The sequence below is a fragment of the Pseudomonas sp. A1230 genome (assembly GCF_044218825.1).
In the GTDB taxonomy this organism is placed as follows: Bacteria; Pseudomonadota; Gammaproteobacteria; order Pseudomonadales; family Pseudomonadaceae; genus Aquipseudomonas; species Aquipseudomonas iridis.
This window is the reverse complement of the sequence record NZ_CP162582.1, coordinates 3021889-3037500: the sequence shown is the minus strand read 5'-3', so window position 1 is coordinate 3037500 and position 15612 is coordinate 3021889. Positions and strand designations below refer to the sequence as shown.

The following is a 15612-nucleotide window of genomic DNA, read 5'->3' as shown; positions in this document are numbered from 1 at the left end:
GTCTTAATAGGGCGTCTAGTCGCTGGGAATAGACCCGAAACCGGGCGATCTATCCATGGGCAGGTTGAAGGTTGGGTAACACTAACTGGAGGACCGAACCGACTACCGTTGAAAAGTTAGCGGATGACCTGTGGATCGGAGTGAAAGGCTAATCAAGCTCGGAGATAGCTGGTTCTCCTCGAAAGCTATTTAGGTAGCGCCTCATGTATCACTGTAGGGGGTAGAGCACTGTTTCGGCTAGGGGGTCATCCCGACTTACCAAACCGATGCAAACTCCGAATACCTACAAGTGCCGAGCATGGGAGACACACGGCGGGTGCTAACGTCCGTCGTGAAAAGGGAAACAACCCAGACCGTCAGCTAAGGTCCCAAAGTTATGGTTAAGTGGGAAACGATGTGGGAAGGCTTAGACAGCTAGGAGGTTGGCTTAGAAGCAGCCACCCTTTAAAGAAAGCGTAATAGCTCACTAGTCGAGTCGGCCTGCGCGGAAGATGTAACGGGGCTCAAACCATACACCGAAGCTACGGGTATCATCTTAGGATGATGCGGTAGAGGAGCGTTCTGTAAGCCTGTGAAGGTGAGTTGAGAAGCTTGCTGGAGGTATCAGAAGTGCGAATGCTGACATGAGTAACGACAATGGGTGTGAAAAACACCCACGCCGAAAGACCAAGGTTTCCTGCGCAACGTTAATCGACGCAGGGTTAGTCGGTCCCTAAGGCGAGGCTGAAAAGCGTAGTCGATGGAAAACAGGTTAATATTCCTGTACTTCTGGTTATTGCGATGGAGGGACGGAGAAGGCTAGGCCAGCTTGGCGTTGGTTGTCCAAGTTTAAGGTGGTAGGCTGGAATCTTAGGTAAATCCGGGATTCTAAGGCCGAGAGCTGATGACGAGTCATCTTTTAGATGACGAAGTGGTTGATGCCATGCTTCCAAGAAAAGCTTCTAAGCTTCAGGTAACCAGGAACCGTACCCCAAACCGACACAGGTGGTTGGGTAGAGAATACCAAGGCGCTTGAGAGAACTCGGGTGAAGGAACTAGGCAAAATGGCACCGTAACTTCGGGAGAAGGTGCGCCGGTGAGAGTGAAGGACTTGCTCCGTAAGCTCATGCCGGTCGAAGATACCAGGCCGCTGCGACTGTTTATTAAAAACACAGCACTCTGCAAACACGAAAGTGGACGTATAGGGTGTGACGCCTGCCCGGTGCCGGAAGGTTAATTGATGGGGTTAGCTAACGCGAAGCTCTTGATCGAAGCCCCGGTAAACGGCGGCCGTAACTATAACGGTCCTAAGGTAGCGAAATTCCTTGTCGGGTAAGTTCCGACCTGCACGAATGGCGTAACGATGGCGGCGCTGTCTCCACCCGAGACTCAGTGAAATTGAAATCGCTGTGAAGATGCAGTGTATCCGCGGCTAGACGGAAAGACCCCGTGAACCTTTACTATAGCTTTGCACTGGACTTTGAATTTGCTTGTGTAGGATAGGTGGGAGGCTTTGAAGCGTGGACGCCAGTTCGCGTGGAGCCAACCTTGAAATACCACCCTGGCAACTTTGAGGTTCTAACTCAGGTCCGTTATCCGGATCGAGGACAGTGTATGGTGGGTAGTTTGACTGGGGCGGTCTCCTCCTAAAGAGTAACGGAGGAGTACGAAGGTGCGCTCAGACCGGTCGGAAATCGGTCGTAGAGTATAAAGGCAAAAGCGCGCTTGACTGCGAGACAGACACGTCGAGCAGGTACGAAAGTAGGTCTTAGTGATCCGGTGGTTCTGTATGGAAGGGCCATCGCTCAACGGATAAAAGGTACTCCGGGGATAACAGGCTGATACCGCCCAAGAGTTCATATCGACGGCGGTGTTTGGCACCTCGATGTCGGCTCATCACATCCTGGGGCTGAAGCCGGTCCCAAGGGTATGGCTGTTCGCCATTTAAAGTGGTACGCGAGCTGGGTTTAGAACGTCGTGAGACAGTTCGGTCCCTATCTGCCGTGGACGTTTGAGATTTGAGAGGGGCTGCTCCTAGTACGAGAGGACCGGAGTGGACGAACCTCTGGTGTTCCGGTTGTCACGCCAGTGGCATTGCCGGGTAGCTATGTTCGGGAAAGATAACCGCTGAAAGCATCTAAGCGGGAAACTTGCCTCAAGATGAGATCTCACTGGAACCTTGAGTTCCCTGAAGGGCCGTCGAAGACTACGACGTTGATAGGTTGGGTGTGTAAGCGCTGTGAGGCGTTGAGCTAACCAATACTAATTGCCCGTGAGGCTTGACCATATAACACCCAAGCAATTTGATTACTCGAAAGAGCATCAGATTGCGGTGTGTGAAGACGAAACGAACCGAAAGTTCGATGTTCACAAACACCGAAAGCTGTCACATACCCAATTTGCTGAAGCGAGGCCACTTGGTCACGACTCAGTACCCGAATTTCTTGACGACCATAGAGCGTTGGAACCACCTGATCCCATCCCGAACTCAGTAGTGAAACGATGCATCGCCGATGGTAGTGTGGGGTTTCCCCATGTGAGAGTAGGTCATCGTCAAGATTAAATTCCGAAACCCCAATTGCGAAAGCAGTTGGGGTTTTGTTTTGCCCGCGAAAAAGTTCTCGGGTGAGTCGAACCCTAGCTTTCACAAGTGTTGCCATTGGGAAAAACCTTCTTAAGTGGCCGGGCAGTTTTTGTTATGGTGCAACTCGCTTTTTTTCATGGACTGATTTTTCGCCAAAGGATAGGCACTCACTTATGCCAAAGAGTTGCTGTAGAAATGCCTGAACCCATCCCGATCAAGGATCACGAAAAAGAGACGCGTCTGGTCAACAAGCGGTTGATCGCCTGCGCCCTTTTTGTCTTCGCAGTCAGCTGCGCCCTGGTAGCGCGTCTGTACATCCTGCAAGTCGTGGAGTTCGACTACCACTCGACCATTTCCGAAAACAACCGTGTCCATGTCCTGCCGATCCCGCCAACACGCGGACTGATCTACGACCGAAACGGCGTGCTCCTGGCAGATAACCGTCCCAGCTACAATCTGACCATCACTCGCGAGCGCGCTATCGACGTCAATCAGGAGCTTGACGAGGTTATTTATCTCCTGCACCTCCCCGTCGAAGACCGTGCGGTGTTCGACAAAGCCATGAAACAGTCCCGTCATCCATTCACGCCGGTGACGCTGTTTTATGAACTGACCGAAGAGCAGATTGCCGTTTTGGCAGTCAACGAGTTCCGTCTGCCTGGGCTCGATGTCGAGCCACAGTTCGTTCGACATTACCCGCTCGGCATGCACTTCGCTCACTCCATAGGCTATGTCGGCCGGATTAACGAAAAAGAATCCAAAACCCTCGACTCGGTGGAATACCGTGGCACTCAGTCCGTCGGCAAGACTGGCATCGAACGTTTCTACGAAGCCCAGTTACACGGGCACGTCGGTTATGAGGAGGTTGAAACCAATGCCCAGGGCAGGGTGTTACGTGTGCTCAAACACACTGACCCTGTACCCGGCAAAAACATCGTCCTGAGCCTTGACGTGAAACTGCAAGAAGCCGCCGAAGCCGCCTTGGGTGGTCGTCGTGGTTCGGTCGTGGCGCTGGATCCGTCCACCGGGGAAGTGCTGGCCATGGTCAGCAACCCGAGTTTCGACCCCAACCTGTTCGTCACTGGTATCAGCTCCAAAGAGTATTCGGCGCTGCGTGATTCTATTGACCGGCCACTGTTCAACCGCGTGTTGCGCGGCTTGTACGCACCGGGCTCGACCATCAAGCCAGAAGTAGCGATCGCGGGGCTCGATGCAGGCGTTGTCACACCGCAGACCCGAGTCTTCGATCCGGGTTATTACCAACTTCCGGACTTCGATCACAAGTACCGTAACTGGAACCACAGCGGCGACGGCTGGGTGGACATGGACGCTGCGATCATGCGTTCCAATGACACCTACTTCTATGACCTGGCGCACAAGCTTGGCATTGATCGCCTGCACGACTACATGGCCATGTTCGGTCTCGGCGAAAAAGTCTCGCTGGACATGTTTGAAGAGTCTCCTGGTCTGATGCCATCCCAAGCCTGGAAACGCACTACACGTCGACAAGCATGGTTCCCGGGAGAAACGGTGATTCTCGGCATTGGTCAGGGTTATATGCAGGTCACGCCGCTACAACTGGCACAGGCCACTGCACTGATCGCCAACAAAGGCGTGTGGAACCGCCCACACCTGGCCAAGACTGTCGATGGTGTGGCGCCGGTCGATCAGAATCCGATGCCGAACATTCTGCTCAAGGATCCGCGCGATTGGGAGCAGGTCAACCACGGCATGCAGATGGTAATGCACGATGCCCGGGGCATTGCCCGTGCGGCGGCGGCGGGTGCGCAATACCGTATCGCTGGTAAAAGTGGTACGGCACAAGTGGTAGCGATCAAGCAGGGTGAGCGCTACAACCGCGCGAAGACGCTCGAGCGCCACCGCGATAATGCCTTGTTCGTCGGCTTCGCCCCGGCGGAGCACCCGAAGATCGCGATTTCGGTAATGATAGAAAACGGTGAGGCCGGTGGTCGTGTCGCCGGGCCGGTGGTACGGCAAATCATGGATGCCTGGTTACTTGATCAGGACGGCCATCTCAAGCCGCAGTACGCGGCGCCGTCCAAAGCGCCGGGTGATCCGCACGTGTAACCGGCAACAGCATCACAGCACATGCTCACGCAGGCTGGGGCTGTGCTGGAAGTTGTCGAGGTCTACGCCTGCATGCAAAGGACTAGTTGCCGCAACCGTACCGGCGCTATCGCTGGCTTGCCAGCGATAGCGCCTTGTAGTCACTACAACAATCAGGCCCCTGGCACCGGGCAACTCATGTCACCTTCTTCACACTTCAAGTACTGCTTCAACGCTTCAACCCGCACCTTGGTCACAGCGGTCATGCAATTGCTATAAATCAGCGGATACACACTTCCGCCCGTCACGCCCGAAGACGAAAACTTGCACTCGGCATCACGAAAACCGATCCATGCGCGTTGCGCACTGACCAACAGCTTCTTACCGTCAGGGTTGTCCTTCAAACGCCCGGTGATCTGCTGATACACAGCGTTCAATTCTTTGTCGGCAGCTTTGTAATCCTGCCCGGCGCACTGATTCATCGTCGCCTGATCACTGGCGTTGGCGCAGTCAACGGCGGCGTGGGTGAGGGTGGTGAATAGCAAAGGCGTCAGGGCCAGGAGCTGACGTGGGGACATGGAGATTCTCGCTGTGTCGAATGTAAGTGCAGAACAGTGTAGTGATTGCACAGGATCTATTCAGGTACTTGTTGTCTTGAGGCTTCCAGCAAGCGATCCGCTGTAGCCGCAATCTCCTCACCGTCATGCAGCAGGTCCAGCCAATTGGCGGGAATGGCTCGAACGCCGTAGTGGGCGCCGGCCAGCTGGCCAACGATCGCTGCCGTGGTATCGGCGTCATCTCCCAGATTGGCGGCTTGCAGGATTGCTGCCGCAAAACTGTCGGTGTGCTGAAAACACCAAAGCGCTGCTTCCAGCGACCGGACGCAGTAGCCGCTACCGCAGATTTCGTCTATTGATTTCGTGAAATAGTTACCTCGAGCAATCTCCGCGACTTTCGGTTGGCTGAAGGTTGAGGCCGGCAAATAGCGCAGTTCTGTTTTGGACGCTCCAAGCAGAGCTTTGTTGATCAGCTCAGCCAACAGTTGGCAGCTTTCGATTGCCTCGGGTGCTGCGTGGGTGGTTCGCGAACTTTCGCTGGAGAATTTTCTGACCTTCCGGTCATCCGGGAAGTAAAACAGCACCACCGGTGCCAGTCGCATCAGAGAGCCGTTGCCAGCACTATCGGGCTCGGTCGACCCCGCAAAGGGCTCACCTGTTTGCTGGTATTGTGACAGCGCCTGACTGACGGTCATGCCGATATCAAAGCATTCGCCGGTCGAACTCAGGTAACCCCATTTCCACCAATTGAGATAGCGCCCCATTTGATCAGTGGCGTCGAAGCCGTTCTTGATCAACAGGCTTTCCGCCAGGCAGAGCGCCATCGAGGTGTCATCGGTCCACTGTCCAGGCTTGAGGTGGAAAGGACCGCCGCCGACCATGTCAGTCAATGGTTGGAATGAATGGCGTGGCTTGAACTCTACCGTGGTGCCGACCGCGTCGCCGCAAGCCAGACCTAGCAAGGCGCCACGATAACGTTCGGGGAGGGATGGCTGCATGATTCGTCCTTGTTCGGTTCAGCATCGATGGAAAAGGTATCAGCTTCACCCGCTGGGTTGTGGTGAAAATTGTTCGATTCACCAGTGGAAAATGCAGCCGGATGTTTCCTGTCTTTTGCACAGCTGAACCGCTTTGATACAACTTCACCTTGGACATGTGGTCATACAAGCCTACTGTTCAGAACAGGAGGTGACGTATGAAACCAGTACCCAATAGTTTCGAACGCAAAATCACGCTCAAGGCGTCGCGTTCACATGTCTGGCGTGCATTGGTTGATGCCGAGGCGTTTGGCCAGTGGTTTGGTGTGGCGCTGGAGGGCAGGCGTTTTATTGCCGGAGAATGGACGCAAGGGCAGGTCACGTATCCGGGTTATGAACATGTGTTGTGGAACGTATTGATCGAACGGGTCGAGCCGCAGCAATTGTTCTCGTTCCGATGGCATCCGTATGCGGTCAATCCGAAGATCGACTATTCCCAGGAACCGACAACGCTGGTCAGGTTCGAGCTGGAAGACTTCGAGGGTGGCACGTTGCTCAAGGTCTCTGAGTCCGGTTTCGCGCACATTCCCGACATCCGCCAGAAAGAGGCCTATTACATGGACAGCCGTGGCTGGGAAGAACAGTTGAGCAGGCTTGAACAGTTTCTCGCGGAAAGCGCCCGGGCACGTGAGCGTGACGGTGGTTGAGAGCGCGATGTTCGACCCTTGGCTCAAACGCTGGTCACTGGTGCCGGACGGGGCACCGATCATCACCCCCGGCAGCCGTTTGTTGCCGGTGCGCCTGGGTGATGCGCCCGCCATGCTGAAATTGGTCGATGATACGGATGAGAAGTACGGCAACCTGCTGATGATTTGGTGGGATGGCGACGGTGCCGCACGGGTGTTGGCTCATCATGAGGATGGCTTGCTGATGGAGCGGGCTACGGGCGGGCGTTCGTTGATGCACATGGCGATGAACGACGAGGACGACGAAGCCAGCCGCATTCTGTGCAAAGCGTTGGCACGTTTGCATACACCACGCGCGATGCCGGCACCGCCGCTGTTGGAGTTGACGCCGTGGTTTGCTTCTCTGCGAGTGGCGGCCGCACAAGAGGGCGGGCTCTACGCCTTGAGTCTGCAAACCGCCGAAGCCTTGCTTGCCGACCCGCAGGAGGAGGTGGTACTGCACGGTGACATGCACCACGACAACGTTCTCGATTTCGGTGCGCGCGGCTGGCTGGCGATTGATCCGAAACGGGTGAGGGGAGAGCGCGGTTTCGACTACGCCAATCTGATCTGTAACCCGGATCTACCGAGCGCCGGCGACCCTGAGCGCCTCCAGCGACAAGTTGAAGTGATCGCCGAGGCCGCCGGGCTTGATCGTCGCCGACTGCTGCAATGGGTGCTGGCGTTTGCTGGATTGTCCGCTGCCTGGTTTCTGGAGGATGGCCTGCAGAATAGGGCCTCTGGGCAGTTGAAAGTCGCGCAAATCGCGGCGGGCATGCTCAATGCCTGACCCTTCTAAGGGTTTTCGGAAGTGCTTCTATGGCGAATGTCTTACACGCGATGGTAGCTATTACGACTATTGTCGATTGGATCCACCACGTAATCTACACCCATCAACTGAAGCACAGGGAGTACTTCAGGATCAAGGATGATCGACCATTGCAAGGATCGCTGCCGACAGGGAGTCGATAATGGTCTTGGGAAAAACCCGCTTCGGCGGGTTTTTTTTCGCCCCAAGAAAAGTACGGAACCCTGTAGGAGCTGCCGAGCTCACGGCAGTTCCTACAGGGGGGGGGGCACGCGTTTATGAAGCGATTAGCTGCCGCAGCACATAATGCAGAATCCCCCCTGACTTGAAGTACTCCACTTCATTCAGAGTATCGATGCGGCACAGCACTTCGATTTTCTCCTGTCGCCCGTCTTCACGAGTGATCACCAGAGGCAGGTTCATGCGTGGTGTCAGGGATACGCCGGTCAGGCCTTGAATCTCGAAGGTTTCCTTGCCGGTCAGGTTCAGACTCTTGCGATTCTGATCGAGTTTGAATTGCAGCGGCAAGACGCCCATGCCCACCAGATTGGAACGGTGTATGCGCTCGAAGCTCTCGGCGATCACGGCTTTGACGCCCAGCAAGTTGGTACCTTTGGCCGCCCAGTCGCGACTGGAGCCGGTGCCGTATTCTTGCCCGGCAATCACCACCAGCGGTGTTCCGGACGCCTGATAGCGCATGGCGGCATCGTAGATCGGCAGTTTCTCACCGGTCGGAATGTAGATCGTGTTGCCACCTTCTTCGCCGCTGAGCATCTCATTGCGTATACGAATGTTGGCGAAGGTGCCGCGCATCATCACTTCGTGGTTGCCGCGACGTGAACCGTAAGAGTTGAAGTCCCGCGGCTCGACGCCTTGTTCGCGCAGATAACGCCCGGCCGGGCTGTCAGCCTTGATGTTGCCGGCAGGGGAAATGTGGTCGGTGGTCACCGAGTCGCCGAGCAGCGCCAACATCCGCGCCCCCTTCACATCCTTGATCTCTGGCAACGGGCCGGAAATGTCGTCGAAGAACGGTGGATGCTGGATGTAAGTCGAATCGTCCTGCCACACATAGGTGGCGGCCTGTGGCACCTCGATGGCTTGCCACTGTTCGTCACCGGCAAACACTTCGGCGTATTCCTTGTGGAACATGGCAGTGCTGACCTGGCTCACCGCGTCGGCGACTTCCCGGCTGCTTGGCCAGATGTCACGCAGGTAAACCGGATTGCCCTGTTGGTCATTGCCCAGCGGTTCGCTACTGATGTCGGTACGAACCGTGCCAGCCAAGGCATAAGCCACCACCAGCGGTGGCGAGGCCAGCCAGTTGGTTTTCACCAGTGGGTGCACGCGACCTTCAAAGTTGCGGTTGCCGGACAGCACCGAAGCGACGGCGAGGTCAGCTTTCTGGATGGCTTTTTCGATCGGTTCCGGCAATGGCCCGGAGTTACCGATGCAGGTGGTGCACCCATATCCGACCAGCGAAAAACCAAGCTGGTCGAGGTATTGCGTCAGCCCCGCCGCCTTGTAGTAGTCAGTGACCACTTTCGAACCTGGCGCCAGCGAACTCTTTACCCACGGTTTGCGCGTCAGGCCTTTCTCCACGGCTTTTTTCGCCAAGAGCCCAGCAGCCATCATCACACTCGGGTTGGAAGTGTTGGTACACGACGTGATTGCAGCGATGACCACCGCACCGTTTTTCAGGCGATAGGTGTGGCCGTCGTGTTCATACTCCGTTTCGCCGACCAGATCGGCATTGCCCACCGCGACGCCGCCACCGCCCTCGCTTTCCAGGCGTCCTTCTTCCTTGCTCGTCGGTTTGAATTGCAGGTCAAGGAAGTCACTGAAGGCTTGTGCGACATTTGGCAGCGAGACGCGGTCTTGCGGGCGTTTCGGCCCTGCCAGGCTGGCCTCGACGCTGCCCATGTCCAGCGCCAGACTGTCGGTGAACACCGGCTCCTGACCGGGCAGACGCCACAACCCCTGGGCCTTGGTATACGCCTCCACCAGTTTCACCACTTCCGTTGGCCGTCCGGACAGACGCAGGTACTCCAGCGTTACGTCATCGACCGGGAAGAAGCCGCATGTCGCACCGTATTCCGGGGCCATGTTGGCGATGGTCGCACGGTCAGCCAGCGGCAGGTCGGCGAGGCCATCACCATAAAACTCGACAAATTTGCCGACCACGCCTTTCTTGCGCAGCATCTGCGTAACGGTCAGCACCAGGTCGGTGGCGGTGATGCCTTCCTTGAGTTTGCCGGTGAGTTTGAAGCCAATCACTTCCGGAATCAGCATCGACACCGGTTGCCCGAGCATCGCCGCTTCCGCTTCGATCCCGCCGACACCCCAGCCGAGCACGCCGAGGCCGTTGATCATGGTGGTGTGGGAGTCGGTGCCAACCAGCGTGTCGGGAAAGGCGTAGGTGCGGCCGTCTTCATCCTTGGTCCAGACGGTGCGGCCGAGGTATTCGAGGTTGACCTGGTGGCAGATCCCGGTGCCCGGCGGCACTACGCTGAAGTTGTCAAAGGCACTTTGCCCCCAGCGCAGGAAGGCATAGCGTTCGCCGTTGCGCTGCATTTCGATGTCGACGTTCTGCTCAAATGCGCTGGGCGTGGCGAACTTGTCGACCATCACCGAGTGGTCGATCACCAGATCCACCGGGGATAGCGGATTGATTCGCTGCGGATCGCCGCCGGCCTTGGCCATGGCCGCGCGCATCGCCGCGAGGTCGACCACGGCAGGGACGCCGGTAAAATCCTGCATCAATACGCGGGCAGGGCGGTACTGGATTTCCCGGTCGGAGCGACGCTCCTTGAGCCACGCAGCAATTGCCTTGAGGTCGGCGGCGGTGACAGTTTTTTCATCTTCCCAGCGCAGCAGGTTTTCCAGCAGGACTTTCAGCGACATTGGCAGTTTGTCGATATTACCCAGGCTTTTGGCAGCATCCGGCAAACTGAAATAGTGGTAGGTTTTGTCGTCAATTTTTAGTGTTTTAAGGGTCTTCAGGCTATCTAGGGACGGCATTGCAATCACTCCTTTGAATCCGCACTGCTACGGATTGAGGGGACGGGCAGAGCTATCAACGTAGCCCTGTTTTCATTAGCTGGCTAATAACTGGACTCTATGAAGAGAACCAAGGTTCCGACATCGGCTATCATGCGCCGGTTTTCGTGACAGGCTTTGCTTCAACGCAAGGCCTGAGCATCGCGCAGGGGCCGAATGTTCGCCCGCTGCTCAGGAGTAAGAATGAACACCCTATTCATGCATTGCCGGCCAGGTTTCGAAGGCGAAGTCTGCTCGGAGATTTCCGACCTCGCTGCCCAGTTGAACGTGTCCGGTTACGCCAAGGCAAAAACCGCCACTGCGTACGCGGAGTTTGTCTGCACCGAAGAAGACGGCGCCGAGCGTCTGATGCGCGGTCAGCGTTTCGCCGAGCTGATCTTCCCGCGCCAATGGGCGCGCGGCGTTTTCATTGATCTGCCGGAAACCGACCGCATCAGCGTGATCCTCGCGCACATGGCCGAATTCCCGGTGTGCGGCAGTCTGTGGCTGGAGGTCGTCGATACCAACGATGGCAAAGAGCTGTCGAACTTCTGCAAGAAATTCGAAGGCCCGCTGCGCAAGGCGCTGACGGGTGCCGGCAAACTGGTTGAAGACGCAAACAAGCCGCGTCTGTTGCTGACATTCAAAAGCGGCCGTGAAGTATTTCTGGGTATGGCTGATGCCGGTAACTCGGCGATGTGGCCAATGGGCATTCCCCGCCTGAAGTTTCCGCGTGAGGCTCCAAGCCGTTCGACGTTGAAGCTGGAAGAAGCCTGGCACCATTTCATCCCGCGTGATCAGTGGGAAGATCGTTTGCACAGTGACATGACCGGCGTTGACCTTGGTGCAGCGCCCGGTGGCTGGACCTGGCAACTGGTCAACCGCGGCATGCTGGTGACCGCTATCGACAACGGCCCGATGGCAGAGAGCCTGATGGAGACCGGACTGGTGCAACACTTGATGGCGGACGGTTTCACCTTCAAGCCCAAGCAGCCGGTGGACTGGATGGTCTGTGACATCGTCGAGAAACCGGCGCGTAACGCGGCGATGCTCGAAGAGTGGATCGGCGAAGGGCATTGCCGCGAGGCGGTGGTCAACTTGAAACTGCCGATGAAGCAGCGTTATGCCGAAGTGAAGCGTTTGCTTGAGCGCATTGCCGATGGTTTCAAGGCCCGCGGGATCAAGGTCGATATCGGCTGCAAGCAGCTGTATCACGACCGCGAGGAAGTGACCTGCCATCTGCGCCGGCATGACGTGAAGAAAACCAAATCCCGCTAAATGCAAACGCCCCCCGTGCAGGAGCTGCCGCAGGCTGCGATCTTTTGATCTTTCAAAAAGCAAAGATCGCAGCCTTCGGCAGTTCACAGGGGATTAGTGCGAAGCCACAGGTGACCGGGCACCCGGCAATGCGCGACAATGCCGGCCAGTTTCAGGAGTTAACCATGAGTGAAATGATCGATACGCCGGTCGACGGCACCCTCGACGCTACCGGCCTCAATTGCCCGGAGCCGGTAATGATGTTGCACCAGCACATCCGTGATCTGGTACCCGGTGGCCTGCTCAAGGTGATCGCTACGGATCCCTCGACCCGCCGCGACATTCCCAAGTTTTGCGTGTTTCTCGACCATGAACTGGTCGGCCAGCACGAAGACGCCGGGACTTATCTGTACTGGATCCGCAAAAAACAAGCCTGAGCCTCAGGCCAACGCTAAACCAAATGTGGGAGCCAGCCTGCTGGCGATGTGGTAGTCAATTCAACGTCTATGTTGACCGACTCTCCATCATCGCCAGCAGGCTGGCTCCCACATTTTTTGTCTCGCGTAAAAGGACTCAGCCCAGCGAACGACTGATCCGAATGCGCTTGCGCGCGCTGCGAGTCAAGCGGATCGACAGCATCAGCGCGGCGCAGCTCAGGCCGACGATAAGACCCTGCCACAACCCGCTCGGGCCACGCGGCTCGCCGAGCCAGTCGGTCAGGCCGAGGGCGTAACCCACTGGCAGGCCGATGCCCCAATAGGCGAACAGCGTCAGGATCATCGTTACTCGCGTGTCTTGATAACCGCGCAACGCACCGGCAGCGGTCACCTGAATCGCGTCGGAAAACTGGAACAGCGCCGAATACACAATCAGCATCGCCGCGATATGAATCACTGTCGGGTCAGCCGTGTAAATCGCCGCAATCGGCTCACGCAGCAACAACATCATGCTCGCCGAGAGACACGCATAGGCCAGTGCAGTCCCCATGCCGACGCCGGCGGCGAAACGCGCCTCGCGTGGTTCCTCACGACCCAGGGCCTGACCGACGCGCACGGTCACGGCCATGCCCAGCGAATAAGGAATCATGAACACCAGTGAGCTGACGTTCAGCGCAATCTGGTGCCCGGCGACCACGGTAGCGCCGAGGCTGCCGATCAACAGCGCGATCACCGCGAAGATGCTCGACTCGGCAAACACCGCGATGCCGATTGGCAAACCGATGGCCAGCAGACGCTTGATCACCGCCCACTGCGGCCAATCGAAACGGCTGAACAATTCACTCGAACGATACGCCGGGGCCCAGCGCTCATAACCGGCCAGACCCAGCGCCATCACCCACATCACGATCGCCGTGGCCCAGCCGCAACCGACGCCGCCCATGGCGGGCACGCCAAAGTGGCCATAGATGAAGATGTAGTTCAGGGGAATATTCAGCGCCAGCCCGCACAGACCCAGCACCATCGCCGGGCGAGTACGACCGAGGCCGTCACTGAAACAGCGCAGCACGTGATAGAACGCCACCGCCGGCAAACCGCTGGCGATGCCATGCAAGTACTGCATGCACGGGCCGATCAGCTCGGGATCGACATTCATCAAATGCAGAATCGGCTCTGCGGCAACCAGCATCGCGGTCGCGATCAAGCCCACTACCAGCGCCAGCCACAATGCCTGGCGCACGATCGGACCGATCTCGCCGTGGGTACCGGCGCCGTAGCGCTGGGCGACTTTGGGAGTGGTGGCCAGCAGGGTGCCGGTCATCAACAGAAATACCGGCACCCAGATCGAGTTGCCCAGAGCCACCGCCGCCAGATCCTTTGGACCGACGCGCCCGGCCATCACCGCATCGACAAAGCCCATGGCCGTAGTTGCCAGTTGCGCGATGATGATCGGCACCGCTAGGGCAAGCAGAGTCTTGAACTCCAGGCGAATCCGCGCGGGGCGGGAGAGGGAGAGGGCGACAGGTTGGTCAGTTACAGGATTCACAGGCAAAGCGTCCACAGATGTTGATGCGCAAGGCGGCGCATTCTACGCCGCTGACGTGTTGGTCAGGAAAAATCCTGTGTTGCGGATTTGTAATCACTCATGGCTTTGCGCCGTCCTCGCCACAGGGCGCATGTCGTTGTCGTGATTGGAATCAAACCCCGCTGGCCCAACCGCGTATCTGCACCTAAACTGCCGATCCGCCCAAGGAGCCCGCCATGCTGATTGTTGCTGACGAAAATATCCCGCTGCTCGATGCCTTTTTTGCCGGTTTTGGCGAGATCCGCCGAGTGCCCGGCCGTTCCATTGACCGTGCGACGGTCGAGCAGGCCGACGTGTTATTGGTGCGTTCGGTGACCAACGTCAACCGCGCGCTGCTCGTGGGCAGCAAGGTTCGCTTCGTTGGCACCTGCACCATCGGCACTGATCACCTGGATCTCGAATATTTCAACGAGGCGGGCATCACCTGGTCGAGCGCGCCCGGCTGCAATGCCCGAGGCGTGGTCGACTATGTGCTCGGCAGCCTGATGACGCTTGCCGAAATCGAGGGCGTTGATCTGACTCAGCGTACTTACGGAGTCGTCGGCGCCGGTGAAGTCGGGGGGCGCCTGATCAACGTCTTGAAGGGCCTGGGCTGGAGCGTGAAAGTCTGTGATCCGCCACGTCAGGCTACCGAGGGGGGGGATTACGTCAGCCTGGAGCAGATCATCGAGCAGTGCGACGTGATCAGCCTGCACACACCGCTGACCCGCAGCGGTAACAGTGCGACTTGGCACCTGTTCGATCAACAACGTTTGCAGCAACTCAAACCTGGCACCTGGTTGATCAACGCAGCGCGAGGACCGGTGGTGAATAACGCTGCGCTACGCGAAGTGCTACTGGAGCGCGAAGACCTGCAAGCGGTGCTCGATGTCTGGGAGGCCGAACCCGAGGTCGATGTGGCTCTTGCCGAACTCTGTGTGCTGGCCACGCCGCACATTGCGGGTTACAGCCTCGACGGCAAGCAGCGCGGCACGGCGCAGATTTATCAAGCGTACTGCGAGTTCATTGATCAGCCTGCGAGCATCCAGCTCAATGACCTGCTGCCAGCGCCGTGGTTGTCGCAAGTAACCTTGCATGCCGACAGTGATCCGGCCTGGGCGTTGGCGATGTTGTGCCGTGGCGTGTACGACCCACGCCGGGATGACGCGGATTTTCGCCGCAGTCTTGTAGGCAATGTCGCCGAGCAACGTGCGGCGTTCGATGTTTTGCGCAAGCAGTATCCCGTTCGGCGCGAGATTGAAGGGTTGAAAGTACGGATCGAGGGGCATTCGCCAACGTTGCGCCAGATCGTGACAGCGCTCGGAGCAGTAGCTCTCTAGCCCATTCCCCTGTAGGGCGGAAGCAGGCATAAAAAACCCGGCCAGATGGGCCGGGTCAGGAAGACGGTGGCTATATCACTCTTGTTCGGCAGGCTTGACCAATCGCTTCTCCAGTTCGCGGCAAGCGTCCTGGATCATGTCTTCAGTGATCGGTACTTCGCGGCCTTTTTCATCAATAATCGAGCAACCCAGAGTCTGGCCGGGTTTGGTACGGATCACTTGAATCTTGTCTTCGCTGCTTTGTTGCAAGGACATGGCCTGTCTCCTCATCAGGTTGTGCG

General features: G+C 57.4%; 12 protein-coding genes and 2 rRNA genes (1 of these 14 only partly in view). 8 read left to right on the top strand and 6 right to left on the bottom strand.

Annotated features, from left to right (window positions below):
* The 3 genes from AB4P97_RS14270 to mrdA form a co-directional block, all read left to right on the top strand.
* Nucleotides 1-2266, top strand: a 23S ribosomal RNA gene (locus tag AB4P97_RS14270) (it extends 628 nt beyond the left edge of the window).
* Between the two features lie 156 nt (nt 2267-2422).
* A 5S ribosomal RNA gene (gene rrf, locus AB4P97_RS14265) occupies nt 2423-2538 on the top strand.
* A 220-nt stretch (nt 2539-2758) separates the two neighbouring features.
* Nucleotides 2759-4651, top strand: coding sequence for a penicillin-binding protein 2 (gene mrdA, locus AB4P97_RS14260; RefSeq protein ID WP_395602898.1), 1893 nt, complete (start codon nt 2759-2761; stop codon nt 4649-4651).
* Nucleotides 4652-4663: 12 nt separating this feature from the next.
* Here mrdA and AB4P97_RS14255 read toward each other — a convergent pair whose 3' ends face one another.
* From AB4P97_RS14255 to AB4P97_RS14245, 3 genes are read right to left on the bottom strand one after another with little or no spacing between them, the layout of a single operon-like run.
* The gene (locus AB4P97_RS14255) at nt 4664-4795 is read right to left on the bottom strand and encodes a hypothetical protein (RefSeq protein ID WP_395602897.1); all 132 of its coding nucleotides are present in this window, start codon (nt 4793-4795) and stop codon (nt 4664-4666) included.
* Between the two features lie 8 nt (nt 4796-4803).
* A complete protein-coding gene (locus AB4P97_RS14250) occupies nt 4804-5208 on the bottom strand; it encodes a lysozyme inhibitor LprI family protein (protein WP_042560184.1) in 405 nt (134 codons plus the stop codon).
* A 56-nt stretch (nt 5209-5264) separates the two neighbouring features.
* Entirely contained in the window at nt 5265-6185 is a 921-nt protein-coding gene (locus AB4P97_RS14245; RefSeq protein ID WP_395602896.1) for an ADP-ribosylglycohydrolase family protein, read from the bottom strand.
* A 197-nt stretch (nt 6186-6382) separates the two neighbouring features.
* Between AB4P97_RS14245 and AB4P97_RS14240 the strand changes: the two genes are divergently transcribed.
* Both AB4P97_RS14240 and AB4P97_RS14235 read left to right on the top strand, forming a co-directional pair.
* Nucleotides 6383-6871: an SRPBCC family protein gene (locus AB4P97_RS14240; protein ID WP_042560182.1), complete on the top strand. Its 489-nt coding sequence runs from the start codon at nt 6383-6385 to the stop codon at nt 6869-6871.
* A gap of 7 nt (nt 6872-6878) precedes the next feature.
* Nucleotides 6879-7679 (top strand): aminoglycoside phosphotransferase family protein, encoded by an 801-nt coding sequence (locus AB4P97_RS14235; protein WP_042562151.1) that lies wholly within the window; start codon nt 6879-6881, stop codon nt 7677-7679.
* A gap of 294 nt (nt 7680-7973) precedes the next feature.
* On the opposite strand, the gene acnA is transcribed toward AB4P97_RS14235, so the two are convergent.
* Nucleotides 7974-10715, bottom strand: a complete 2742-nt coding sequence (gene acnA, locus AB4P97_RS14230; protein WP_395602895.1) for an aconitate hydratase AcnA — start codon at nt 10713-10715, stop codon at nt 7974-7976.
* 222 nt (nt 10716-10937) lie between these two features.
* Between acnA and rlmM the strand changes: the two genes are divergently transcribed.
* Both rlmM and tusA read left to right on the top strand, forming a co-directional pair.
* The gene (gene rlmM / locus AB4P97_RS14225) at nt 10938-12011 is read left to right on the top strand and encodes a 23S rRNA (cytidine(2498)-2'-O)-methyltransferase RlmM (protein WP_042560180.1); all 1074 of its coding nucleotides are present in this window, start codon (nt 10938-10940) and stop codon (nt 12009-12011) included.
* 164 nt (nt 12012-12175) lie between these two features.
* Complete coding sequence (gene tusA / locus AB4P97_RS14220; RefSeq protein ID WP_115147206.1) at nt 12176-12427, top strand: sulfurtransferase TusA; 252 nt, start codon at nt 12176-12178, stop codon at nt 12425-12427.
* A 136-nt stretch (nt 12428-12563) separates the two neighbouring features.
* Here tusA and AB4P97_RS14215 read toward each other — a convergent pair whose 3' ends face one another.
* Nucleotides 12564-13973, bottom strand: a complete 1410-nt coding sequence (locus AB4P97_RS14215; RefSeq protein ID WP_042560179.1) for an MATE family efflux transporter — start codon at nt 13971-13973, stop codon at nt 12564-12566.
* 215 nt (nt 13974-14188) lie between these two features.
* Between AB4P97_RS14215 and pdxB the strand changes: the two genes are divergently transcribed.
* Complete coding sequence (gene pdxB, locus AB4P97_RS14210) at nt 14189-15331, top strand: 4-phosphoerythronate dehydrogenase PdxB (RefSeq protein ID WP_395602894.1); 1143 nt, start codon at nt 14189-14191, stop codon at nt 15329-15331.
* Between the two features lie 75 nt (nt 15332-15406).
* Here the strand turns inward: pdxB and AB4P97_RS14205 are convergent, their stop codons facing one another.
* Complete coding sequence (locus AB4P97_RS14205) at nt 15407-15586, bottom strand: PA1571 family protein (RefSeq protein ID WP_042560177.1); 180 nt, start codon at nt 15584-15586, stop codon at nt 15407-15409.
* Nucleotides 15587-15612 lie beyond the last annotated feature (26 nt).